This is a genomic window from Hydrogenovibrio kuenenii DSM 12350 (genome assembly GCF_000526715.1).
Classification (GTDB): domain Bacteria; phylum Pseudomonadota; class Gammaproteobacteria; order Thiomicrospirales; family Thiomicrospiraceae; genus Hydrogenovibrio; species Hydrogenovibrio kuenenii.
The window spans coordinates 485,169-508,578 of record NZ_JAGP01000001.1 but is presented as its reverse complement, the minus strand read 5'-3'; the positions used below and the strand labels follow the sequence as shown (position 1 = coordinate 508,578).

The window sequence follows — 23,410 nt, the reverse complement described above, 5'->3', positions numbered from 1 at the left end:
ATCTCATTATGACTACTGAATCGATTAACCAAACCTTAAGTTTTGCCCAGATTCCAATGGAATCTGTTGGCCCACTGAAACTGATCGGTGACGTAAGCACCGATGACATCATGATCCCTATGGCTACCTATGAAACGCCACTATGGCCATCGGTAGCTCGCGGCGCTCGAGTAACACATCATGCTGGTGGCATTCGTGTCACAGTGATGGACGAACGCATGTCTCGATCTGTCTTGTTGCAAGCGCCAGATGCGGGGGTTGCACGTCAACGTTTAAGAGACATTCAACTGCGTCAAGATGACCTTCAAAACGTCATTGCAGAATCCAGTCGTTTTGCACAACTGATTGATCTGAACTGGCAAGTTGTTGGCAACTTGATTTATCTGCGTTTAGAACTAACAACTGGTGATGCATCCGGCCACAACATGGTGACGAATGCTGCGGATAAACTCATCCCTTGGCTATTAGAAAACTATTCCGATTTATCTTATGTATCGATTTCCGCTAACTACTGTACCGACAAAAAAGTATCTGCGGTCAACGGTATTTTAGGCCGTGGCAAAAATGTGGTTTGCGAGACAACGATTCCCCGCAAACTTTGCCAACGTTTTTTAAAAACCACGCCAGAAGCGCTGGTAGATTTACACATTAAAAAAGATTTAATCGGCAGCATCATTTCTGGTGGGCTACGCAGTGCCAATGCACATGTTGCCAATATGTTGCTCGGCTTTTACCTGGCTACCGGGCAAGATGCCGCCAATATTGTTGAAGGCTCTCAAGCCATTAATCACGCTGAAGTAACACCGGAAGGTGACCTCTACTTTTCAACTACCTTGCCGAACTTAATCGTCGGCAGCGTTGGTAACGGTAAAGGCTTAGATTTCGTACAACAAAATCTAGAACAACTTGGTTGCTTAAATGCTAAAGCACAACCTGGCGAAAATGCCAGACGTTTGGCTTGCATTGCGGGTGCAACGGCACTTTGTGGCGAGCTTTCATTGCTTGCAGCGCAAACCAACCCTGGTGAGCTGATGGCAGCTCATATCAAACTCGAACGCTCATAAGCACCAAGGCTGATTTTATTTACGATGACTCGCTCTAACGACAGCATCCATCAACGTAAACAAGACCACATCCAAGCAATGCTGGAGGATGCGGCTATTGAACGTAATCAAAGTGGTTTTGATCAAATCCAATTAATGCATCGTGCTCTACCTGAATGCGACTTTAATCAGATCAACACCTCCGCAGATTTTTTGGGCAAACAACTCACTCTGCCACTACTTATCTCTTCAATGACAGGTGGGAAGTCGGAAAACCTGACCCAAATAAACCAAGCCCTAGCAGAAGCGGCTGAAAGCATGCAGGTTGCTTTAGCGGTTGGCTCTCAAAGAGTGATGATAGAAGATGCTACTGCATACAAAAGCTTTCAACTGAGACAATACGCCCCTACGATTCCGCTCATAGCAAACATGGGCGCTGTACAACTTAATTACGGGTTTGGCAAAGACGAAGCAATGCGTATGGTTGACACGCTAGAAGCCGATGCGCTATACCTACACCTCAACCCTTTGCAAGAAGTCATTCAGCCAGAGGGCGATAAAAACTTCGCTGGACTGATGGATAAAATTGCCTCATTGGCAGATGCACTTCCTATTCCAGTTATTTTAAAAGAAGTCGGCTGTGGGCTTTCCGCTAAAGATATAGAACTCGGTCTGTCTGCCAGTGTGAAGTGGTTTGATTTAGCTGGTCGAGGCGGTACGTCATGGAGCAGAATCGAGGCGCACCGAAATCATGATGAACACTCATCAAATTTAGGGGTTTTATTTCAAGATTGGGGGCTAACAACACCGCAATCCCTATTACAGGCTCTGCCCTATCAAGACAGTGCAAATTTTATTGCCAGTGGCGGCATTCGTAATGGCATTGACATGGTGAAATCAGTTATAATGGGCGCCCAAATTTGTGGCATTGCAGCGCCCTTCCTAGAACCGGCAATGCATTCGACAGAAGCGACCATCGCGAAAATACAGCAGTTCTCAGATGAATTCCGTACCGCACAGTTTTTGTTAGGTGCTACAGACATCTCTCAACTGTTTTTAAATGACAATTTAATCCTGAATAGACAATAACGAAAAGAACCCATCAAAGATGACCGTTGGTATTGACTTAATCCACTTCTCAACCTCTGACTACTTTTTAGGGTTGGACACCTACGCAAAAGAGAAAAGCGTAGACTTGGATAAATTCCATATCGGCATCGGGCAGGAAAAAATGTCTATCGCGCCTCCGGATGAAGACATTATTACGCTCGCAGCTAAAGCAGCAGACCCTATTCTTGCCCAAATCAATAAAGACGAGATTACCGCGGTTTTGTTTGCTACAGAATCGGGGATTGACCAATCAAAGTCTGCGGGTGCTTTCCTTCACGGATTGCTGCAACTGCCTAACCGTTGTCGCACAGTAGAATTTAAACATGCCTGTTATGCCGGTACGGCTGCTCTGCAAATGGCAACCAAAATGGTTACTGCCAACCCAAAAGAGAAAATCTTGGTCATTGCAGCTGACATTGCAAAATATGATATCGACTCTTCAGGTGAAGCTACTCAAGGTTGTGGTGCTGTTGCCATGCTTATCACAGAGAACCCTCGTATTTTGTCTATAGAGCCAGGTTCTGGCTACTATACTGAAGATGTAAACGATTTTTGGCGCCCCAACCATCGTGAAACGGCGTTGGTGGATGGGAAATATTCAACCAAAGTTTATTTAAGCAGCTTGAAGCATGCGTGGGATAACTTTGTCGAAGAAACCGGGCGCAACTTCTATGATATTGATGCGTTTTGCTACCACATTCCTTTTTCTCGTATGACCGAAAAGGCTCATAAAACCCTGATCAAAAAAGTCGGTGCAAAAATTGACGATGCGACTTTCAAGCTTCAAACAGAAGCAGGTCAGGTATATAACCGCATTGTAGGCAACAGCTATAGCGCTTCACTTTATATCGGTTTTTGTTCTTTCTTAGATAATGCAAACGCATCGTTGGAAGGCAAACGCTTTGGATTCTTTAGTTATGGTTCAGGCTGTGTTGCAGAGTTCTTTACAGGTATTATTCAACCAGGCTACCAAGACTTGTTGATGGCTGACAGCCATCGTCAACAAATCGAGTCTCGCCAAGAATTGAACTATCAGCAATATTTGGCGTTCTACCACTCTGGCGATACAACGAAAGAAAATGTGAACTACCCAGCCACCAACCATGGTAAATACCGTTTAAAAGGTATTGAACACCACATTCGTCAATACGAAAAGAAAGACTAAACTTACCTCTTCAACCCCAGCCTGGTAGATTTTCAACGTGGTTTGAATCCCACAACTCATTTGCTTAATAATCGCAGTTACCCGAACACGTATCCTCTCTTCTCATATGTTCGGTCATAACTGTAACCTTCAAAAAATAGTTTCATTTTCTTATAAGAATAAAAATGAATAGCGATTATTCTTGGTCACTAAGCCCGATAGTCTTCACCTTAAATAACTCAGTATAATCAGCTGTTTTAGCCATTAAAACATCTGGCGGTATCATTAAAGATATAAAATCATCGGTCAACTCATAACCTTCATTTATTTTGGATTGATAAAAATGGTCTTTATAATCAAGCGCTTTATCAACCATTTTCCATATCTCCATACCTTTCTCTCTCAATGAAGGATAGTGCAACGCGTAAACACTATTAAGCAGTAACCTCGTTCCATGTAATTTTTCTGAATCCAATTTGATACTGTTTCTTCTCAGAAGAGTATTTATCAAGTTGATCGACATAAAAAAATTCAAATCATCTAGTGGGTGTTTATATAGCTTTTCAATACATTCGCTTTTAAGACTCAAAATTTTTCTAATTTTAGCTGACCAAAAACGCATGTCGTTAATATCATTCATGGATAAGTCGCCGACCAAATCAGTGAAATCTTCAATTTCATTCTGAGCAGCTCTCAATCCTCTTGAGGCTTGAATTTTATCAATAATTCGAATCATATTGCTTAAAGGCCATCTTTATATTTTACAACTAACAAAGATTATACTTGTGCAAGCAATAAATGGAATGATCCTGTAATTTTTTATGTGTTTTCTGTACGTTTCAGTAAACAGGTTATGGATAAGTTTTTACTTTGAAGGTGGTAAGCAAGAATAATTAAAAAATTACTATTGCGTACCGCCCGAAACCAAAGGGCATCAGTCATAGTAAAAATAATGGAAGATATCAGGGGATTACAAGCTTCTCTATTTACGTGACTTAGAAGAGAAATGTTACGACTAAAGCTCCAAAAATTTTAATAAAAAACACGCTTCAAGTGACGTTCATTTCCATCACATACCATTAACTTACATTCATGATCAAGCAGGGAAAACAGATAGAGAAAGTTTGAATCGCCACTAATTTACTTGACTACAACAACCTATCTACACTATATAGTTATATAAAGTTTGTGTTTAAAAGCTATGTAAGGACTCTAAACAATGCTGAAAACAATTGCCCTCTTATCCATTTCCATTTCCATTGGCATTATTGGCTTGACAGTATGGAGCAACAATCTTTTGAGCATTGCCACACAAATGCTGACATTGGCAATATTGGTATTTATTGATTTCGTTTTTATACTCAGTTTAAAAAAACACCGTATTCCAATCATTACACGCTATGCTTACTTAATAGATGGCGACATCTGTGAAAGGCGTGCCAAGTACACTCGACAGGTCACCCAAGCTTGGGTAACCATGCTCACCCTGGTTGTTTTAGCCAAACTCCTGACGCTCTTCTACTACTTTCAGTCTTTAGTGCTGCCATCACTACTAGCTTACTTGCAACCGAGTTTATTCGCTGGTTTAGCCATTCTTTTCTTTGGCGAATATGCTTTCAGGCAACTTTTATTCGGTAACAAAAGTCCTGAGAATCAACAGAATGAAAATTTCAAGCAAGACACCTTTTTATCTTTTTTAAAAAACGTAGCTAGAATCCCAATCCACGAAGTGCTTAAAAGCGACTTTTCTAAACCGGAAAAATAACCTAATCGCGCCACTCTAAGGTATAATCTACCAAAAAACGTATTGAATGACATGCTATCAAACACATATCAAATTACTGCCTCAACTTTAGTTTCTGGTATGGGGGTCGGTCTTGATGAACACATTCACGCCCTAAAATCTCATCAAACAGGTTTAAAAAATATCACTACCAATTTCGACACAAGATTGTCGTCTTTTTTTGGTGAAATCCGTAATCTTGATTCTGTGGCGCTTTCAACCTCTTTAGCCGACTATACTTGCCGAAATCACCAACTGGCTTGGATGGCTCTGAATACTGATGGTTTTGCCGAAGAGGTAGAATGCCTTAAAAAGAAGTACGGCGCTCACCGCATCGGCGTTGCGGTAGGAACCAGCACTTCCGGCATACTGGAAACTGAAATTGCACTGGCGGCGAAAGACAAAACCGGCGCTTTCCCGGAAAACTATCATTACCAAACCACTCATGAAATGGATGCCTTGGCAAACTTTTGCTGTGATGCTTTGGCATTGACTGGGCCTAGAATGGTGATTTCCACAGCCTGCTCTTCGAGTGCCAAAGTATTTGCCAGCGCAGTACGCTGGATTGAGTATAACTTGGTGGATGCTGTCGTAGTCGGCGGTGTAGACACTTTATGTTTGACCACAATTCATGGTTTTAATGCGCTTGGACTGATTAGCTCAGAGATTACCAGACCTTTTTCGGCTAATCGACAAGGCATTAATATCGGCGAGGCTGGTGGTTTTGCCATAGTTGAAAGAACACAAGCGGACTCTGATAAAGTTCGCCTCTCAGGCTATGGCGAAACCAGTGATGCCTATCATATCTCCACCCCTCACCCCGAAGGCAAGGGCGCGCAAATGGCGATGCAACAGGCATTGCAAAAAGCCAACCTAACACCAAAGAATATTGATTACCTGAATCTACACGGCACAGGAACACCAAGCAATGATTTGTCGGAATCCAAAGCTTTGAAAAGCGTCTTTACCGACAAGCTACCAAAATTAAGCTCCACCAAAGGGTTTACAGGTCATACATTGGGCGCTGCAGGTATTACTGAAGCGGTTTTCTGCCAACTGGCGCTGGAGTATCAATTGGTATTTGCCAATTTGAATCTTGACACCGTTGATGAAGAGATCAATTTGCCCATTGAACAGACCACTCATTCTCATGAAGTTAAACATTGCATGAGCAACTCCTTTGGTTTTGGTGGAAACAATGCGTGCTTGATTTTCAGTTTACCGGGAGAGCCCAAATGATTGCTTATATTGAATCTATCGGCCTACAAGCTCCGGGGCTGGAAGACTGGGATGCCTCGCAACCCGTGTTACAAGGCAAGCAACCTTACCAATCCGAACCGCTTTCTAAATACTCGCCAGGCTTTTTGCCCGCAAACGAGCGTCGCCGTACAACAGACACGATTAAGCTGGCATTGCGTACTGCTGAAAATACCGTAAAGAACTACTCTCAGGAAGAGGTCTCAAAACTGCCAACACTGTTTGCTTGCGTAGATGGTGATACACAAGTTTCAGCTAAAATGACGACCGCTATTTTGCAGGAAGAACCGATGATCTCCCCTATCCACTTCCATAATTCAGTTCATAATGCGCCAGCGGGCTACTGGATGATTGGTCAAAACAACATGCATGCAGCCTCTTCGATTTCAGCGGGGAAGTACCAGTTGAGCAATACCCTTATCGAAGCCATGACGCTACTGGATGACACCACGCCAAAAGTCATGGTGGTGTTATATGACTTGCCGATTGACCCTGTGGTCGAAACCTATCAACCAGAAATTGCCCTTTTTGGCTGTGGTTTGGTGCTCACACAGCAGGAAACGTCTCGCTCAATGGCAAAAATTGAATTAACACTCGTGCAACAGCCCTCTAAACGTGAAAACGATGCTTGGTTCGGGCAAAACTTTGCGGCGGACTTCATGCCACTATTAAAGGCCTTGGCTGCAAATCAAACAGGGAAACTTTTACACCCGGTTTCTTCAGCTTTAAGCGCTGAAATCACCGTCGCGCCTCGATCACTATGAGATTAGAGTTTCCATTATCCATCAGCGACTTGCCGAACTTAATCCCCCACAGCGGAGAAATGTGTTTGTGGCAGGAAGTAATAGCATTTGACAATGAAAAAATCCATTGTGCCACCAACAGCCATTTAAGCCCAACCAACCCGTTAAAGGTGAACGGAGAGTTGTCTTCGGTGAATTTAATTGAGTACGGTGCGCAGGCCATTGCCATTCATGGTGGCTTATTGGCACTCACAAAAGCTAGCGATCAAACATCTCAACCTACAATGGGCTACATCGCCTCTCTTAAAAAAATTCGATTCTTTGAGTTTGATGCCCGTACTTCAAAATTATTCGTAGATGCAATGCAACTCTCTGCGGATGAAGCTGCTAAGCTCTACACATTTGAAATAATCGATGCAGAAAACCGTAAAGTCTGCGAAGGCAATGTACTGGTAATGCACCCCAAATAACGTACATAGTCATAAAACAGCAATCATCAAAGGAACCAACATGACAAAACGTGCTCTCATCACTGGCGGTAGCGGCGACCTTGGCTCAGCCATTTCGCTGGAACTTGCTAAAGCAGGACTTGAAGTCATCGTACATGCCAATCAAAACTTTTCCAAAGCGGAAAAAGTCGTACAAGAAATTAAAACTTTAGGCTTTAAGGCGACAGCAGTTCAATTTGATGTCACTCAATCCGAACAAACTGCTCAAGCATTAGAAACCCTTTTGGAAAATGGTGCGATTCAAGTCATTGTCAACAATGCAGGCATTCATGATGATGCGGTGATGGCGGGCATGACAGAAGAACAGTGGAAAAAAGTAATCGATGTTTCGCTCAATGGTTTTTTCAACGTCACTCAACCGCTATTGATACCGATGACTCGTACTCGCTGGGGTCGTATCATCAATATCGCTTCGATTGCCGGAGTAACAGGCAATAGAGGACAAACCAACTATGCCGCAGCAAAAGCTGGCTTAATCGGTGCGAGCAAATCACTAGCTTTAGAACTGGCTTCGAGAAAGATTACGGTGAATGTGATAGCTCCTGGCATTATCGAAGGCGACATGGCACAAGAAGCCTTTCCACCCGAGCTTGTGAAAAAAATCGTGCCCATGCAACGAGTTGGAAAACCAGAAGAAATCGCATCAACAGTAAAATTCCTTACAGAAGAAAATTCAAGCTACATCACCGGCCAAGTCATTAACATCAATGGAGGGATGACATAAATTTATTTAATTTAATCTTCCTGTACCCTACACTTATTTCATGTAAACTTATAACTCAATTCATTATTTATTCATACTCTTCTATTAAAAAATTTAAGGATGGACTTTTTATGAGATTGAATAGCAATCTTTTTTCTTCATACGCAAACTTAATCAAGTTCTCAGTATTAGCTGTAGCTATTCTATTAGAAACTGGGTGTGCCTCAACATTAACTACCAAACATTTAGAACCATTCAAAGCTGATACACCTACTTCCAAAACATACGAAAGTGCAGTTCAAGTTAACCCTGTAACTGTTCAAATTAACACTGGAGCGGTGAAACCTTCTGAAAAAGAAGTAACAAAGGCTCTTCAGAACGTATTTCATGAATATGGTTTAGACTCAAAAGGTCTGCCAAAATATCGTATTACGACCCACCTAACAGTAAAACTTACTGGTTTTATGAATAATCATGCGAAATGCACAGGTCAATATATAATTCAAAACATCAATACATCAGAAGCTAAAACCATCAATATAACGTCAAACTATACTTCTCACATCACAAATAAAATGATGACTCAAGAGATGATATCAGGCGCCGAAGGTGTTGTTATTGGCGGTACAGTTGGGCATGCTATCGGCGGGAGCGGGAGCACTACTGTTGGTGCGATGGCAGGAGGAGTAATTGCCTCATCTACTGTTCGAGAAAAGGCCGATGTTTCAAAAGATGTGACGAAATACCATCAAGAATCTGGAACTCACAAATATACAGCTGCTGAGCTCGCTATTCTTGAACGATCAGGATATGCAAAACCTGGCACCCCATTAAGTGCATGGGATGGAATGGCTCGCCTGAAGCTAACCGTTGAAGGAGCAATACGCTCCAACTTTTTTAAGTTAATCCAGGAAATGGATAAAAGCTAGGTTAGCTAATAAATATTAGCCCTATCAAAAATAGAGACACACTCTCGTGTCTCTTTACAAACTATAAAACAAAGAAGATTAATTATGATTAATAATTTAAAACGTCTAATACTTAGTTCTGTCGTTATCGCTACATTTGTTACCCTCACTGCTTGCAGAACATCGCCAATTAGAGATTACAAGTCGCAACCAGTTCCATCAAACATCACGTCTGCTGCTCAAGTTGCAAAAGCTATTCAAATAGCAGGCACTTCATTGGGATGGGTTATTTCTAAAGAAGAAGATGGCAAAATGATGGGGGTATTAAACTTAAGATCGCATCAGGCCGTCGTTTCAATTCCATACTCAGCTACAGGCTACAGCATTCTATATTCATCAAGCATAGACCTAAAATACAATGCGGAAGATAGAACAATTCATAGCAATTACAATGGCTGGGTACTCAATCTGAACAGAGCTATTCAAGCCAACTTAGTATCTGTTAAATAGTTTAAGACCTACGATGCGCTTAAGCTCAAGTGCAGAACAAAGCAGAATAGATTTTGACGGTTTATTGACCTTAGCATTTTCTATTCTGCTTATCTTTATTACCTTTGGCACCTCTCTTCTGATTGAAGCATGGCGATGCCATCAAGTCGCAAAGCATACCCCACACATTCCAAATGCTGAAAAAGTCGATATAAGGCTTTCAATTCTCTTTGGCAATAAGCTATCTCTAGCTTCAGAAGTCAGAAATGACTACCGTGTTCGGCTTGATAAAAGCCTGTGGTTTTTGCGTCACAACCCGGAACGCAACTTAATCATCTTGGGTGGAAAAATGGGACAACACACCATTTCAGAAGCTCGAGCTGGACTCAATCACTTATTGAGCTCCGGGCTAACTGAGAATCACCATATCTTTTTAGAAGAAAGTTCCAGAAACACGCTGGAGAATTTAAAAGAGGCTCGTAAACATTTAACCTCTAGATTGAATATCCCCTTACACTATCCTATCGGTTTTATCACCAACCGTTACCATCTTCATCGTTGTAACGAAATGGCGAAAGGGTTAGGATACCACCCTGTTTTAATTGCTTCCGAAGAGTATTTTAAGTGCACACTGAGTGAATGTTATAAACTTTTCTTAGAAGCCTTTTATATTCATTGGTACCATACCGGCAAATTAATGAGTAAACTTTTTAAAAGCAAGCGTATGCTTGGAAAAATAGAATAATGACTTCCACTAATCTTTATCAAAACTGTGCCATTGTTATCCCGGCATATAACGAAGCAACTACGATAGTTGACGTAGTTAATAAAGCCCTTATTTACACGCCCAATGTCATCATTGTCAATGATGCTTCCACAGACAGCACCGCAGCCCTAGCTCAAGAAACCAAGGCTATCGTTATTTCTCATGCAGTGAACTCAGGTAAGGCTGAAGCCCTTATTACTGGGTTCAATCACGCTAAATCATTAAATGGCATCGACTTTGTTATCACCTTGGATGGTGACGGTCAACATAACCCAGACAATATTCCAGAGCTTATACAAGCTTATGCAGCTTATCCGAATCGTTTGATTATCGCAGCACGCCTAAACAACAGAGAAAATGCACCTAAAGCTCGCCTATTTGCCAATAAATTTGCAGACTTCTGGGTAAGCTGGGCAGCTTCCTATAAGATCGTCGACAGCCAATCAGGGTTTCGCCTCTACCCCATCTCATTGGTCTCACAAATAAAATCCCACTACAATAAAGCTCAGGGCTTTGTTTTTGAAAGTGAAATCCTAATCATTGCGGCAAAACTCGGCTTCAAGTTTGCATTTGTTGCAATTGACTCTTTCTATCCTGAACAACGAAGAGCTAGCCATTTTCGTCCTTTTTATGATATTAACCAAATAACTCGAATGGTTGCCCTTACACTTTTAAGAAAAGCTCTCAATCCAGTTGGTCTATTCCGTTACTTTTTTACTAAACCAATCATTAAACAAAAATAAATACTTAAACGACCTCCTTTCTATTCAGTAAAACCAGGAAAACAATGAACAGTTCAATACAAAAATTTGATGTCTTTATTATTGGAGCTGGCCCAGCAGGTTCAATCGCTGCGGCAAAACTGGTACAAAAAGGTTTTTGTGTTAAAGTTGTTGAGCGCCAGGTTTTTCCTCGCTTCGTCATAGGAGAATCCCTTCTGCCTCGCTGTAATGAATTATTAAGCGAAGCCAACATGCTGGAAGCCATAGAGAAAGCTAACTTTCAATTCAAGGGTGGCGTCGCATTCCAAGATACTGAACACTTTGAAATTTTCCATTTCAATAACAACCTTGGAGAGCCGTTCAATGGTTCTTTTCAAGTCAAACGCGAACAGTTCGACCATGAGTTAATTAAGGATGCAGAAAGCAAAGGTGCAGATGTCGAATTTGAGTCGGAAGTCATTGCCTATGACCCAGATTTAAATCAAGTCACAGTTAAAGCTAAAGACGGCCAAATCAAAATTTATCAAACCAAGAAAGTCATTGACGCATCAGGTTATGGTCGTGTCTTACCACGCTTGCTGAACCTGGATGCGAAGCCGAGTTTGGCACTCAGACGTGCGACTTTCTGCCGCGTAGAGGGTGATGTTCGCCCAACTGATGGCACGGATGGCTATATTTATGTCGATATCCACGGCAATAACGATGCTTGGGTTTGGAACATTCCGTTTAACGATGGTATCACCTCTGTGGGGATTGTCTGCACTGAAGAATATTTCCAGTCGTTTAATATGGCTGAAGCCGAATTCTGGGATCACATCATCTCAACCAACCCTAGCACGCAAAAGCGCTATGCTTCTGCACATAAAATCAATGAAGTCGGTTTCTTGAGTGGCTATTCCGCCGCGGTGAAAAAACTCTATGGCGACAATTTTGTACTGGTTGGAAATGCTTCTGAGTTCCTTGACCCAGTTTTTAGCTCAGGAGTCACTCTCGCGCTTGAATCAGGATCTGTTGCCGCGGATTTAACTGCTAAGGAATTACAAGGTAAAACCGTCGATTGGCAAACAGACTATGAAGATTACATGATGCGTGGTATCAATGTATTTAGAGAGTTCGTCGAGACTTGGTACAACGGTGACTTACAAACTGTGTTTTTTGCAGGCAACAAAGAAGAAAAAATCAAACAAGCCATTACTTCCGTATTGAGTGGCTATGTTTGGAATAAAGACAATTTCTTTGTCAAAAAATCCCCTCATGTCGTTAGTGCTTTAGCGCAGATTATTCAATTACGATAATCCTAAACAAACACTTCACGTTAAAAACGGTGGTATAACCTCGAAAAGAGGTAAACCAAAGGCACTCCCAACACAATGGTTTGCCCTATAGCTACCAAAATAGGTATTTGTGTAAAAAGTAACAACCCGAATGACACCACTGTTGTTGCCATAGCAATGGGAACGGAATGAAGTATTTCTTTAGCTGCTTGATGAGCAGAGTCATACTCTTTATTTTTTACGGATGCCGCTTGAACAAATAGGCTGTAATCTATGCCAATCGCAATCAATAGTAAGGATGCCAGCAAATGGAAAATCGATAGCTGCCCTGCCCACACATTCAAGCAAATGAACGTAATCAATACACCTAGTGTTACGGGTATTAATATATCTATGGCTTGCATCACAGAACGCTGTTGCCAAAGTAACAACAATGCAAACACCCCTAAAACCGCTGATGACAAATTCAATAACTGACCTCTTAAAGTTTGAACGGCATCGGCAACGAAAGCTCTTTGATTAAAATACAAAACCTGATTCTGTTTGCTCCAGGCTTCCATTGCAGCTCCGCTGCTTATACCGGTCAGTAAAACTTTTCCAGTCCACTCTGACTTACTCAGCTCATCATGCGTTACCAGCAACGGCAATAATCTTTTCTGCCAATCCACTGCCTTTTCTTTGAACATCTCTAGAGTTAACAACGGAAGTTGTTTTGTGTTCTCAACGGCATCTATAAATGGTTTAAGCACTTTTGAATTTAAAGGACTGTGTTGATGTGCAATCAGCTGATCCAATTCAGCTCTACTGGGCAAAGCTTGCATTCTTTGTTCTTGAAGTTTCTGGCTAGGCAACCAATTACTTAGGGACAGCGACTGCTTAATTATTCCCTGATGTTTCAGTAGCTGAAGCTGATGAGTTAAGGCTTCCTCTTTTTGCAGAAGGTCTTCAACTGAACTTGCCTGTAACATCAAAAACTGTGTGCTTTCCGGCTGTGAAAACAAAATTCTCAGCTCATGATCCTGTTTCAGCAAGGAGGCCGGTACCGGGCTTAAACTAGCCAAATCATCTTGCCAAGAAACTGGTGAGCGCCATAAGAATACGATCAAAAGCATCAACAAGCCAACCCACACAAACCTTAACTGATACTCATTATTTTTTGAAGTCTCTGTTTGAAGCTTGTCACCCGTTAACAAAGTGTGGTCTTCGTGATTGCTAAGTGCTGACGTCATATCTAACATCAGCATTCTTGACATCATCAATGCAGACAACAAACCAACTGTAGCAAAGACTGCAATCTGCTTAAAGCCTTCAATGCCCAAAACAACGAGAACCAAAAAACCAAATGCACTGGTTATACCTCCAAGCCGGACAACTCTCCACACTTGCTCTTTTTGACTTGGTGTTTTTAACGTAGCTGAAAAAACATGGATTGGGTAATCCACACTCACACCAATCAGCACAATGCCTAATGCTAACGTGATTGCTTCAATAGAACCGAACAACATATAAACAGCTAATGCGCCAAGCCAACTGGCGGCCACAAGAGGTACAAAACTAAATAATACCCAAACAGGCTTTCGAAATACCCAAAATAAAAATGCCAATACGATAAAAGAGGCCGCCGCTGATAACACTGTTACTTGAGTTTGTATCTGTTTTCGCGCCTGATAGGCAATAGTCGACGCACTTGAATAGCGTACTTTTACCTGCTGACTTTTATGAGCATTTTCAAAGGTTTCAACCACATCTTCAATTGATACTATGGGAAAAACAGCTTCGTGATTCAGTTCAATAAGCATAAGAGCTTGTGCGTTATCTCTGCCTTTTGTTTGAGGCACCAACCAAACTCCATCTTTGGTCGGCAGTCGAGAGGCGAAGAACGAACCCTTTAAATAATGAAGCCACTGATTGGTTGGGTCAGATAAGCTGTCTTTTTTATCCAACACAACACCAAGCTGCCAAGCTGACCACAGCGTTTCAATTGCTTCGGAAATATCATGCGCTCTAAAATCGGTTAATAAGTAACGATAGGAATTTAGCTGATGTTCGATGCGAAAGATATTGGGATTAGCGTTGGTAACTTTTTTAACTACCTTAGCATTTTCGAGTATTGCTTTTAAAGATTTACTCAAAGCTGCTAAACTCTCCTCATCTGCATTGGCTGTTACAGACAACAAAACAGGCTGATCAAAAGAACTGTTCTGCAATAGCTTAGCTAAGGTCTTCAGAAAAATCTGATTCTGTGGTGAGGAATTGTCGTTCGGAAAAAAATTGGTTAAATGATTTTCTACTTTCAGGTTAGGTGCAAAAAGTAATACCGAAACAAGCAATAACAAGAAAACGGTCAATGAACGCCAGCTGATAGCACCAAAAAAAAGCTTCCTTTTCTTATCTGTCATTTTCGACACCATCTAAACGAAATTCTCGCCAATCCCCATTAGCAAAAGTAAGTTTGATAGATGAAATCATTACTTTGCCTTTAAGCTCTCCCCCTTTAACCGTAACTTCCTTTGCTGACAAAACAATTGACCCCGGTGGTGATAGCGTCAATGTCCAACTTTGATTGACTTGACTGCTTTTATCCAATGCTACATTTTCACTTGAAAACATTACCTTATTTTCTTTGATAAGCTTTTCGACATCTCCACTCAACAAAGCTTTAACTGGCTCAATAAAACTTTTAACCTCAGGAACCTGCTCCAAAGAAACAGAGACTGTCTTAGAAGGAAAATTGACCGTAACAGACTGTCCTCTCAATTCAATACTGCCTTTAATCGGCGATGTATAGACAATTGAAATATCCGATTTATTGTTAAATTTGAACGCTCCTTTATATTCACTGGTCAGACCTAACAGAGTGTCATAGCGGGTTTCATTGAAGGGCTGGTTGTTTAAAGGCTGAGGCCAATTTTGAATCAAGTAAGGAAGGGATAGCGAGTCTTTAGCAAAAACTGACTGCGAAAAAATCAAACAAACAAAACTTAAAGCGATTCCTAAAAAAGTGCGGGATGTGAACACTTTACGCACCTCCAACCCAATAGTGATAGAAATTAAACCAGTTATAGGGAGAAATTCGACATTGCGCTTCAACTTCAGAGATATACAGTTGCGCCATTTCTTCTATTGCCATATCTGGGCAAAAATCTAACGGCTTACTGAACACATGATAATGATTTTTTCCTTCATATCGTCCGAAAAAAACAGTTACTGGAATATTTCTCTTCTGTGCCAGTTTAAATCCTGAAATCGGAATTCTAATCTTGTCTTTAAAAAATTGAACTTCTACAGTTTTTTCCTGACTAACCGAACGATCCTTTAAGATTGCCACCGAGCTTCCAGTCTTCAATGCGTCATAAATATCAAAAATCGTATTCATACCATCATTGGGAATTATTCCCGATTGCAACTCTGGATTTAGCTCATTAAATATTTTCATGATCCTTTCGTTCTGATCAACTTTCACTACAGCTTTAATTTTTATATTATGAATTTCTTGTGAAAGAAATCTGACTGCATCCAAACTACCAAAATGCGCTCCAAAATACAGTTGTGTGGGACGTTCCTGCATGGATTCTTTCCACTTCTCACGATTTTCATAGGTAATATTAAAGGCTGAATGTCTACCTGACAGAAAATAAACTCTGTCAAGAATGGTAGTTGCAAACCAAAAAAAATGACGATATACATCCCTTATCGTTGCAGGACGCCCCAGCGCTTGATTTAGATAATGGCGTGAAGCAATAATCTGATTACGCGATATCAACAAATAAAAACAGACGATAGGATGCAATAATAATTTAACCCAATTTCTAGGCAGCATTAATGCAATATTCAAAATCAACTTTAACCAGAAACTAGATACACGTTCTTTCTGGTTCGTCCAATCCGAATGATAATTATCGCTCACACCTACAGCTCCAATTCTTTAAAAAAAAGACAGGAACCTTTCACGCAAAGCCGTCCATCCTCATTCATCAAAGTAAACTTCACTTTAATTTCTGTGTCGTTCGCCACATCCATATCTGCTTGTAAACAAATATTTTGTCCTGGAAACACCAACTGCATGAACTTTGCCTGAGTAAATTCACTCAAACGAAATCCAAAGCACTTCTGCTTTACTAAACGCTCGACTTCATTCAACAGTACCACTGCCGGGACAACAGGATGCCCTGGAAAATGCCCTTCCAAACTAGGGTGTTCACTCGAAATGGAAAATAAGGCATCCAAACGTTCTGGCATGGAATCCACTTTTGCACTAATCATTGTGCCGCCCATCAATTTCTTCTAATAATTTATTCATTTGCAACTTTCCAAGTTCATTCCGAGGAAGGTTATCAATAAAGTAAATAGGTCGTGGTAAAAATACAGAATCCATTGATTCATTTAACTTCTGCTTAATATCTTTAATAGGCAAATCTGATTCGACCACCGCCGAGAGCCTTTCCTTTCCTAGGTTAAGAAAGACACCATCTCTGACACCATCAATAGATAAGAGCACACGGTTCAATTCACACAAAGAAGCTCTCTTTCCTGCAACCTTTATCATGTCAGACTGCCTGCCCAGCAACTTGAAACGGCCACCTACTTCCATCTGAATCTCATCTTGCAATGGATAAAACTCTCCTAAATCTGTAAAAGAAACCTCATACTTACTACCAGATAACTGAATATTCGTATTTTGATACGGTTCCCACAATTCTGATGACATTATTTCTCTTGATGCGAATGAGGCTGTTTCTGTGCTACCTAACACTTCAAACAATCTAACTTGCCACTGCATCGTAGCTTTTTCTGCCAACTCTTTATCCATTGGAGCCGTTGCAGAAAGAACTGAAACTTTCCTGCTCGGCCAGGACCCCCCTTGACTCTCAACCCAATTTTTTAAATGAAGGGGCGTCGATACAAGAAGAATTTCACCATGTGAGTTCTCAAAAACATCCATCATATCCCCAGCAAACAGAGGTTTCTCCGACCATAGTCTCGCTGTTGAAAATAATGGCCAAAACACTGTTGTTTCCAAGCCAAACATGTGCTGACTAGGAATAGTCCCAACGATTATCTTGTCACTTGTTAAGTGAAATCTGTCTATTGCCTTACTGGCCATCTTAGACATGCTATACCAGGATTTAATGACTTGTTTAGGATGTCCTGTCGTACCAGATGTATAAATCTTAATAACACCGTTTGGAAGTTCTCTTACTTTTTCTTCAAGTAAACTTCGATCAATAATTGAATCATTCAATAACGAAGAAAAATTAATTGCAGGTACAAGGTAATCTGAAAGATCACTGTAAAGTGGCTGGCTACTGGATATTAAGTTTTTTGCCCCCTCGACCAAAGTCAGCAATGCATTCTTTGCAATACTAGGGGGCAATATAGCCGAAACCTGTTTAAAGGCCGTTGCCATCAACACAACCATAAATTCATGGCGTAAATCATGCAAATTGATAATATTTGAAGTGTCGGGAAGTTGCTGACTTAAACGATAGGCAGCTGAAACAATTTGGAGGCGGCTATAACTTCGGCCTTTATATTCAACAAAAGGTGCTTCGGAGAGCAGCAGATCTATATCATCTCTCTCCAATGAGCAGAAAGTCATCTCAAATCAAAGCTTCATTTATTTGCTTCTATAAACTCTGAAAGAGAGGCTATGGATGCAAAAACCTGTGAAATATTTTTGTCACCAGACTTGATTTTAATGCCATAACGTTTTTGAATTTCAAGAGAGATTTCCAAGGCATCTATAGAGTCCAAACCTAATCCATCGTTAAATATAGGTTCGTTTGGTTCAATGTCATTAAGTGTTACATCTTCCAAGTTAACTGCATCAATAATCATCTTGGCTGTTTCTGCTTGTTCAGGCGTCATAACTTTTCTTCTTTTGTGTAAAGATTATGGTTTATTTTTAATAATGCTTATATTGTTTATTACCCATATTTGTGAGGCGCATTTTAATATTTTGTGGACAAGATTGCTACCACTTTACTGACACAATGCTTTCTTAGTATTTTTTACATCATATCTGGAGCTAGGAGAAACATGTGTATGTTTTTAAAAGTGCTTTCTAACTTACTTCATTCTTAACAAAAATCTATTTCTTATGATTTTTATAGCATTTTGTTCACTATAAATTCTAATCCTCACATAGGATGCGAGCTTTCGACAGTACTTCAATCTAGGATCATATGAACTTTTAAGATTTTTGCGGATGTGTATATTTGTCAGTATGCAGTTTTAACAAGTGTTCGTACTCACTTTTTACAATACGTTAGGAATTGGGATTCGAATTAAAAAACAATAAAAATAACGATGCAATAAAACGTAATCTATTGATTTTAATGCTTTTAAGTAATGGCGGATAGCGGGGGATTCGAACCCCCGATAGGCTATTAACCTATACACACTTTCCAGGCGTGCGCCTTCAACCGCTCAGCCAGCTATCCGTAAATGGGTGTTTCAAAAGAAGTGCGCATTATAATGGTTTCTTATCAAAATAGAAACCACCAACATTAGTCGTCTCAGTATTTAGTATTTATCCTCAAAAATGATATTGAAGCGATAAATTAGCGACATCCCAAGTATCTTCACTTGATCCCATAAAACTATTGCGTTGATAGGTTAAGTAATCGGCATTAAGTGAAAATTTTGGCGTTAGGTTAAAACCAAACCCACCGCCAAGCACCAGCCCAGAGTCATAAACGTATTGGGTTGTGCCACTAGTCATAGCCTTTTCCGTTTCCATATAGTTCAAACCGGTCAACAAATTGAAATCCAATAACTGAGTTGGTTGCCATTTAAATTTCAAAAGTCCTGTCAGGTTATAGTTATACTTATACTTGAAATTAGTTGTACTGCCGGTTTTCGCTTTGATGTACCCAGATGCGGTCGAGGCGCGGAATTCAAGATCTAGCCATGGCTTATAGTTATGACCAAAGGTAAACGCCAACCCTGGAATGCGCCCTTCCGAATACCCCTTCAGATTAATAATATTACTGTCATAACCTATACCGACATAACCATGATAAGGGTCAATACCGTAACCAGAAATGACAGGTTCCGATGACCAAGCAGTAGAACTTACACACAAACAAATTACTAAAACAATATTTTTCATTATCTTCTTCCTAAATTCCACTTTTTACCACCCATTCCAAATGGACGAACTAAACCATCTCATCTGTTTTGCTGAACATCCTGTCTCCCGATAAGTACGATCCCATACCTGCAATGGTGATGTCCAAATACGTCGCATAATTTGTATTACGCCACTTCTAGAAGACTGTAAGCCAGTAAAGTCACGGCAGCTATAATAGTGTTGATTCGCTCCGGTTGAACTATTGATTGCATTCATAAAAGGTTGCATAAAGTTTGCATAATCATATTTTGATGCAGGGTTTGCGGTATATCTCAAACAGTCTGTATTTCCAGTCATGTAGGTTTGTACATCCGACATTACCCCAAAGAAAAAGAATCCGTTTGATGGATAAGCACAGGTTCCCGAGCGACCAGCATAAAAAGTACCATCTACTTTCCATGGGTTTTTATATTTTTTAAACGAACCAAAAAGTGTACTTACATTTTTATATCCGGTAAATTGCATAAGAAAATTACCCTCTTTCCAGTCCTCAGTAGCTGGATCCCAGCTTGCTTCAGGAAATGGATTGTTTCCACTGGAAACATTTAAAGGCGCATCCTGTTTAACAGCCTGCCAAGCCGAACTCCCCGTATCCGTTTTTACAGTTCCATTTTCATAAGGTTTTCCAACCCATTGTGGAGAGAATTGAACACTATCAGCATCAGGATATTCAGGATCTCCTCCAAAAAACATCCCCATCATGCCGCCGCTAACAGAAGGCGCAATCCCCGTTTCACAGTATCTTTGCCTTTCTTTTGTATCCACACCTCCCATCGCACTATTGGTACTAGGCTGCTGCAAACACTGATCATAACGAGCGTCACAATAACAGCTAGCTACATCGGGAGAATCCTGGTCTTGATCCGTCAGACCATAAATAGCTCTGCCTTCAGGTACAAAACCAAAAGTAGATGGCCCTATAAACTGAACCGCTACAGCGGCAAATCCAGGAACAGTTGCTGTAGCCGACAAGCCAGCCTTTGGATTAGATGGATTTGAAGTTAAAGGGGTGAACTTCCCATTTGTGATATTACCAAATGATATATTTACTTTAACTGAACCAGGCTCGGTAACAGCATCCAAGGCTTTCTGCAAAGTATCCTTAGCAACATTGATAGATACTCCATTATCAACCATAGCCTTGCTTAAAGTTACTTCTGAACGAAGAGCAACAGGCGCCAATGATTGAGCATAATTATCCAAATGCCTGTCTAAAATTGTTGCATTCCCTAGTTGCATTACGCCGACTAGTGCGGTGAGCCCTACAAAAATACTTAGTACGCCTAATAAACTAATTGATCCTTGTTGTGCGTGTCTTCGTTGACGGGGGGTCATTCCTTTCTCCATTCGTTAGGGTTCAACTGTTTGAATCAACTTCAAGTTATTTCGTGCTTTTTCGTTCAAAGGATCTTTATTGATTGCTTTCTGAAAATAATCTTTAGCTTTTCGATAGTGCTTCTGCAGTAGTGCGCTGAATCCTAGGTTATTAAGAGCAATCACTTCCACACTGGTTGAGTCAGCATCATCTAGCCAGTGTTGATAGATCTTGTCAGCTTCAGCATAGTGATCTGTCATCAGCGCATATTTAGCATGCCTGTCTTCATCTTTACTATTTACACCCGATTTTTTTAACACTTGCTCACTGGAAACAAAGGCCATTGCATAATCCTGTTTTGCCTCGTAATAGTCGGTGTATAAACGATAGACACGAATGTCATCAGGTTTGTATTTTTTGAGCTTACCTAACAAACGATCTGCACGGCCAAACTGTTTGTTACGAATTTCAAGTGCTACCAAATCTAAACCAAATTTATACTCATCATCCTGAGTTAAATTACTTGCCAAAGGCTCAACCTGATCCACGGGAATTTCATTTGGATGAGATTTATCAGGAATGGCTGGCGAAGAAGTACAACCCACAACCATGAGTACAATGGTCGTTAGAAGACCACCTTTTAAATAAAGATGCATTACCAATTTCTCCCCAGCATGACCATTTTCTCGCCTAACATCAAAATGAAATACGGCAACATTAAAAAAGGCAAAATTACTATTGCCATTTTGGCTGATGTTTTTGCGGCCTTTTCTTCGATCTTACTCTCACGTTGTTGATAAAGCCTACGCGAAAACTCGTTGATTGCGGCACCAATAGGTGTACCCAGCTTTTCGTTTTGAGCCAGTACTTGGATAAGCTCTTTGATTTCATCTGATGGATTACGTTCGCTGAATTGCTTTAATGCTTCTTGTCTAGGCACACCTATCTGAATCTGTTCCAAGAGATAATTAAACTCATAACAAATTTCAGGGTACATAGATTTAAGCTCTTCCGTAACTCGCTTAAACGCGACCAAGTAACTCAAACCAGCATTCATACAAATGTTTGCCATATCCAAAAAATCTGGGAGTGCATCTTTAATACGATTAAGCCGTCTTTTGCCTAGTTCAATCAAAACCCTTTCTGGCAATAACAAACTAATAACCGGCATAAGAATCGCGATTGGTGTCTTGATACTAAACCAAGTCCAGAGCCCCAAACTAATGAGTACAACAAAAAGAACAAAACTGTATTTAATAAAAAAGTAAGCACCTAGGTGTTTTTCATCCCGATACCCACCCTTAACCAATAACCCCCTAATTTTGTTCAATTCTTTTTCATTAGAATCCCCTAACAATCGACCAAAAGCACACCACCAACACGCCTGCTCTTTTTGTTTTTCTTCGACATAATTGTTTATCAAACCAACTCTTGCCTTTAAGTGTTCTGCATGCATATGGCGTGTTTGTTTTAACGAAAAACGTTTTGCAAGTAAAAATACGGAAAAGAATGTTAAACCAGCCACTAACAATAAAAGACCAATCATCAGAATCTAACCTTTAACATTTTTCTTAATAGAAGTGTTCCTGTCGCAATGAGCGCTAGGGAAACATAGAGCATTTTTTGCCCTGTTGGGTCAGATAAAAAGAACGCCATGGACTTGTAATCAAACAGGTATTTATAGAGCAAATAAAGCAGTGGCGCGGAGCCAATAAACCAAGCGGTAAAACGAGATTCTGCCGTCATAGTTCGAAGTTTCGCCAGAAAAACTTCTCTACGACGCATTAACTTTGACAACTCGTTTAAAATCGCTGCTAACTGCCCTCCCGTTTCACGTTGGATAATCAGCGTCACAACAAAAAATTGAGCTTCTTGTAACTCAACACGGGATTGAAACTCTCGCAAAATATCTCTCATATTAATGCCAAGCGCCAACTGTCTTGTGACCTCTTTCATTTCTTGCCCTAGTGGTTTTGGGAACTCATTCGCAATCATATTCAAACCACCGTCAATGCCATAACCGGAATGAAGTGCTCGAACAAGAGAATCCAACATTTCAGGAAATTGTTTTTTCATTTTTTCCTGCCGCTGCTGTCGTCTAAATATGATGTAGGCACTAGGTAACAATGGAAGCATCACAGTGATCAGCCACATTTTAGAATCCATATCCTGCAAACGCGCCACAACCAAATAACTACTAATCATTAACAATACAATTTGCACCACAAGTATCTGATAAACCGTATTTGAATCACTAATCCCGGCTTTCTTTAGCCACACCATGGTGCTGAGATAGAGTTTCAAATTCTTCAGCTCATAAAAATTTTTACTAATTTTCTTTTGTTGAGCTGTTTCAACACCAACGCGCTTTAACAACAAGTGAAGCTGCTCAGCTCTATCTTGTTTAGATTGCCATGACAAACCAAAAGCTAAAATCACAAAAGGCGTGAGTACGGCAAAAATCAACAACAAAAAACTCATATCCATACGAAATTTCCTCGGAATTTTG

General features: G+C 40.6%; 25 protein-coding genes and 1 tRNA gene. 13 read left to right on the top strand and 13 right to left on the bottom strand.

Going from position 1 to position 23,410, the window contains the following annotated elements; all coding sequences use genetic code 11:
• Positions 1-8: 8 nt before the first annotated feature.
• From N745_RS0102365 to N745_RS0102355, 3 genes are read left to right on the top strand one after another with little or no spacing between them, the layout of a single operon-like run.
• Positions 9-1,064 carry a hydroxymethylglutaryl-CoA reductase gene (locus N745_RS0102365; RefSeq protein ID WP_024850535.1) on the top strand — a complete coding sequence of 352 codons (1,056 nt, stop codon included), beginning with the start codon at positions 9-11 and terminating at the stop codon, positions 1,062-1,064.
• Positions 1,065-1,088: 24 nt separating this feature from the next.
• Positions 1,089-2,132 carry a type 2 isopentenyl-diphosphate Delta-isomerase gene (gene fni, locus N745_RS0102360; RefSeq protein ID WP_024850534.1) on the top strand — a complete coding sequence of 348 codons (1,044 nt, stop codon included), beginning with the start codon at positions 1,089-1,091 and terminating at the stop codon, positions 2,130-2,132.
• A gap of 19 nt (positions 2,133-2,151) precedes the next feature.
• The gene (locus N745_RS0102355; protein WP_024850533.1) at positions 2,152-3,318 is read left to right on the top strand and encodes a hydroxymethylglutaryl-CoA synthase; all 1,167 of its coding nucleotides are present in this window, start codon (positions 2,152-2,154) and stop codon (positions 3,316-3,318) included.
• 175 nt (positions 3,319-3,493) lie between these two features.
• Here the strand turns inward: N745_RS0102355 and N745_RS0102350 are convergent, their stop codons facing one another.
• Complete coding sequence (locus N745_RS0102350; protein WP_024850532.1) at positions 3,494-4,033, bottom strand: hypothetical protein; 540 nt, start codon at positions 4,031-4,033, stop codon at positions 3,494-3,496.
• 483 nt (positions 4,034-4,516) lie between these two features.
• Here N745_RS0102350 and N745_RS0102345 point away from each other — a divergent pair, with 483 nt between their 5' ends.
• From N745_RS0102345 to N745_RS0102300, 10 genes are all read left to right on the top strand, one after another.
• Positions 4,517-5,062 carry a COG4648 family protein gene (locus N745_RS0102345; RefSeq protein ID WP_024850531.1) on the top strand — a complete coding sequence of 182 codons (546 nt, stop codon included), beginning with the start codon at positions 4,517-4,519 and terminating at the stop codon, positions 5,060-5,062.
• Positions 5,063-5,113: 51 nt separating this feature from the next.
• Positions 5,114-6,319 carry a beta-ketoacyl-ACP synthase gene (locus N745_RS0102340; RefSeq protein WP_024850530.1) on the top strand — a complete coding sequence of 402 codons (1,206 nt, stop codon included), beginning with the start codon at positions 5,114-5,116 and terminating at the stop codon, positions 6,317-6,319.
• A complete protein-coding gene (locus tag N745_RS12185) occupies positions 6,316-7,101 on the top strand; it encodes a beta-ketoacyl synthase chain length factor (protein WP_024850529.1) in 786 nt (261 codons plus the stop codon). Before N745_RS0102340 ends, N745_RS12185 begins: the two co-directional genes overlap by 4 nt.
• Positions 7,098-7,550, top strand: coding sequence for a hypothetical protein (locus N745_RS0102330; protein ID WP_024850528.1), 453 nt, complete (start codon positions 7,098-7,100; stop codon positions 7,548-7,550). The genes N745_RS12185 and N745_RS0102330 overlap by 4 nt, the downstream gene beginning before the upstream one ends.
• 40 nt (positions 7,551-7,590) lie before the next feature.
• Positions 7,591-8,313: a 3-oxoacyl-ACP reductase FabG gene (fabG, locus tag N745_RS0102325; RefSeq protein ID WP_038070580.1), complete on the top strand. Its 723-nt coding sequence runs from the start codon at positions 7,591-7,593 to the stop codon at positions 8,311-8,313.
• A gap of 110 nt (positions 8,314-8,423) precedes the next feature.
• A complete protein-coding gene (locus tag N745_RS0102320) occupies positions 8,424-9,221 on the top strand; it encodes a hypothetical protein (RefSeq protein ID WP_024850526.1) in 798 nt (265 codons plus the stop codon).
• Between the two features lie 84 nt (positions 9,222-9,305).
• Complete coding sequence (locus N745_RS0102315) at positions 9,306-9,710, top strand: hypothetical protein (RefSeq protein ID WP_024850525.1); 405 nt, start codon at positions 9,306-9,308, stop codon at positions 9,708-9,710.
• A gap of 13 nt (positions 9,711-9,723) precedes the next feature.
• Positions 9,724-10,434, top strand: coding sequence for a YdcF family protein (locus tag N745_RS0102310; RefSeq protein WP_024850524.1), 711 nt, complete (start codon positions 9,724-9,726; stop codon positions 10,432-10,434).
• Complete coding sequence (locus N745_RS0102305; protein ID WP_024850523.1) at positions 10,434-11,198, top strand: glycosyltransferase family 2 protein; 765 nt, start codon at positions 10,434-10,436, stop codon at positions 11,196-11,198. Before N745_RS0102310 ends, N745_RS0102305 begins: the two co-directional genes overlap by 1 nt.
• Positions 11,199-11,242: 44 nt before the next feature.
• Positions 11,243-12,472, top strand: a complete 1,230-nt coding sequence (locus N745_RS0102300) for an NAD(P)/FAD-dependent oxidoreductase (protein WP_024850522.1) — start codon at positions 11,243-11,245, stop codon at positions 12,470-12,472.
• A 20-nt stretch (positions 12,473-12,492) separates the two neighbouring features.
• On the opposite strand, the gene N745_RS0102295 is transcribed toward N745_RS0102300, so the two are convergent.
• The 12 genes from N745_RS0102295 to N745_RS0102240 all read right to left on the bottom strand — a co-directional run bounded on the left by N745_RS0102295 (position 12,493) and on the right by N745_RS0102240 (position 23,388).
• Positions 12,493-14,850 carry an MMPL family transporter gene (locus tag N745_RS0102295; RefSeq protein ID WP_024850521.1) on the bottom strand — a complete coding sequence of 786 codons (2,358 nt, stop codon included), beginning with the start codon at positions 14,848-14,850 and terminating at the stop codon, positions 12,493-12,495.
• Positions 14,840-15,469, bottom strand: a complete 630-nt coding sequence (locus N745_RS0102290) for a hypothetical protein (RefSeq protein WP_024850520.1) — start codon at positions 15,467-15,469, stop codon at positions 14,840-14,842. Before N745_RS0102290 ends, N745_RS0102295 begins: the two co-directional genes overlap by 11 nt.
• Position 15,470: 1 nt before the next feature.
• Positions 15,471-16,358: an LpxL/LpxP family acyltransferase gene (locus N745_RS0102285; RefSeq protein WP_024850519.1), complete on the bottom strand. Its 888-nt coding sequence runs from the start codon at positions 16,356-16,358 to the stop codon at positions 15,471-15,473.
• A 2-nt stretch (positions 16,359-16,360) separates the two neighbouring features.
• The gene (locus tag N745_RS12180) at positions 16,361-16,726 is read right to left on the bottom strand and encodes a hypothetical protein (protein WP_051453360.1); all 366 of its coding nucleotides are present in this window, start codon (positions 16,724-16,726) and stop codon (positions 16,361-16,363) included.
• Positions 16,707-18,035, bottom strand: coding sequence for an AMP-binding protein (locus N745_RS12175; protein WP_157833734.1), 1,329 nt, complete (start codon positions 18,033-18,035; stop codon positions 16,707-16,709). The genes N745_RS12180 and N745_RS12175 overlap by 20 nt, the downstream gene beginning before the upstream one ends.
• A gap of 29 nt (positions 18,036-18,064) precedes the next feature.
• Complete coding sequence (locus N745_RS11580; protein ID WP_038070578.1) at positions 18,065-18,319, bottom strand: phosphopantetheine-binding protein; 255 nt, start codon at positions 18,317-18,319, stop codon at positions 18,065-18,067.
• 484 nt (positions 18,320-18,803) lie between these two features.
• A tRNA-Ser gene (locus N745_RS0102265) sits at positions 18,804-18,894 on the bottom strand.
• Positions 18,895-18,989: 95 nt separating this feature from the next.
• Positions 18,990-19,565 carry an outer membrane beta-barrel protein gene (locus N745_RS0102260; RefSeq protein ID WP_024850516.1) on the bottom strand — a complete coding sequence of 192 codons (576 nt, stop codon included), beginning with the start codon at positions 19,563-19,565 and terminating at the stop codon, positions 18,990-18,992.
• 24 nt (positions 19,566-19,589) lie between these two features.
• On the bottom strand, positions 19,590-20,921 hold the full coding sequence (locus N745_RS0102255) for a hypothetical protein (protein WP_024850515.1): 1,332 nt from the start codon (positions 20,919-20,921) through the stop codon (positions 19,590-19,592).
• A 15-nt stretch (positions 20,922-20,936) separates the two neighbouring features.
• Positions 20,937-21,557 (bottom strand): tetratricopeptide repeat protein, encoded by a 621-nt coding sequence (locus N745_RS0102250; RefSeq protein WP_024850514.1) that lies wholly within the window; start codon positions 21,555-21,557, stop codon positions 20,937-20,939.
• Positions 21,557-22,447: a type II secretion system F family protein gene (locus N745_RS0102245; protein ID WP_024850513.1), complete on the bottom strand. Its 891-nt coding sequence runs from the start codon at positions 22,445-22,447 to the stop codon at positions 21,557-21,559. The genes N745_RS0102250 and N745_RS0102245 overlap by 1 nt, the downstream gene beginning before the upstream one ends.
• Entirely contained in the window at positions 22,447-23,388 is a 942-nt protein-coding gene (locus N745_RS0102240) for a type II secretion system F family protein (RefSeq protein WP_024850512.1), read from the bottom strand. Before N745_RS0102240 ends, N745_RS0102245 begins: the two co-directional genes overlap by 1 nt.
• Between the last annotated feature and the right edge of the window lie 22 nt (positions 23,389-23,410).

Coding starts and splice junctions, on each gene's coding strand:
- N745_RS0102365 (WP_024850535.1), top strand. CDS start 9: ATGACTACTGAATCGATTAACCAAACCTTAAGTTTTGCCCAGATTCCA.
- fni (WP_024850534.1), top strand. CDS start 1,089: ATGACTCGCTCTAACGACAGCATCCATCAACGTAAACAAGACCACATC.
- N745_RS0102355 (WP_024850533.1), top strand. CDS start 2,152: ATGACCGTTGGTATTGACTTAATCCACTTCTCAACCTCTGACTACTTT.
- N745_RS0102350 (WP_024850532.1), bottom strand. CDS start 4,033: ATGATTCGAATTATTGATAAAATTCAAGCCTCAAGAGGATTGAGAGCT.
- N745_RS0102345 (WP_024850531.1), top strand. CDS start 4,517: ATGCTGAAAACAATTGCCCTCTTATCCATTTCCATTTCCATTGGCATT.
- N745_RS0102340 (WP_024850530.1), top strand. CDS start 5,114: ATGCTATCAAACACATATCAAATTACTGCCTCAACTTTAGTTTCTGGT.
- N745_RS12185 (WP_024850529.1), top strand. CDS start 6,316: ATGATTGCTTATATTGAATCTATCGGCCTACAAGCTCCGGGGCTGGAA.
- N745_RS0102330 (WP_024850528.1), top strand. CDS start 7,098: ATGAGATTAGAGTTTCCATTATCCATCAGCGACTTGCCGAACTTAATC.
- fabG (WP_038070580.1), top strand. CDS start 7,591: ATGACAAAACGTGCTCTCATCACTGGCGGTAGCGGCGACCTTGGCTCA.
- N745_RS0102320 (WP_024850526.1), top strand. CDS start 8,424: ATGAGATTGAATAGCAATCTTTTTTCTTCATACGCAAACTTAATCAAG.
- N745_RS0102315 (WP_024850525.1), top strand. CDS start 9,306: ATGATTAATAATTTAAAACGTCTAATACTTAGTTCTGTCGTTATCGCT.
- N745_RS0102310 (WP_024850524.1), top strand. CDS start 9,724: ATGCGCTTAAGCTCAAGTGCAGAACAAAGCAGAATAGATTTTGACGGT.
- N745_RS0102305 (WP_024850523.1), top strand. CDS start 10,434: ATGACTTCCACTAATCTTTATCAAAACTGTGCCATTGTTATCCCGGCA.
- N745_RS0102300 (WP_024850522.1), top strand. CDS start 11,243: ATGAACAGTTCAATACAAAAATTTGATGTCTTTATTATTGGAGCTGGC.
- N745_RS0102295 (WP_024850521.1), bottom strand. CDS start 14,850: ATGACAGATAAGAAAAGGAAGCTTTTTTTTGGTGCTATCAGCTGGCGT.
- N745_RS12180 (WP_051453360.1), bottom strand. CDS start 16,726: ATGGGCGGCACAATGATTAGTGCAAAAGTGGATTCCATGCCAGAACGT.
- N745_RS11580 (WP_038070578.1), bottom strand. CDS start 18,319: ATGACGCCTGAACAAGCAGAAACAGCCAAGATGATTATTGATGCAGTT.
- N745_RS0102260 (WP_024850516.1), bottom strand. CDS start 19,565: ATGAAAAATATTGTTTTAGTAATTTGTTTGTGTGTAAGTTCTACTGCT.
- N745_RS0102255 (WP_024850515.1), bottom strand. CDS start 20,921: ATGACCCCCCGTCAACGAAGACACGCACAACAAGGATCAATTAGTTTA.
- N745_RS0102250 (WP_024850514.1), bottom strand. CDS start 21,557: ATGCATCTTTATTTAAAAGGTGGTCTTCTAACGACCATTGTACTCATG.
- N745_RS0102245 (WP_024850513.1), bottom strand. CDS start 22,447: ATGATTGGTCTTTTATTGTTAGTGGCTGGTTTAACATTCTTTTCCGTA.
- N745_RS0102240 (WP_024850512.1), bottom strand. CDS start 23,388: ATGGATATGAGTTTTTTGTTGTTGATTTTTGCCGTACTCACGCCTTTT.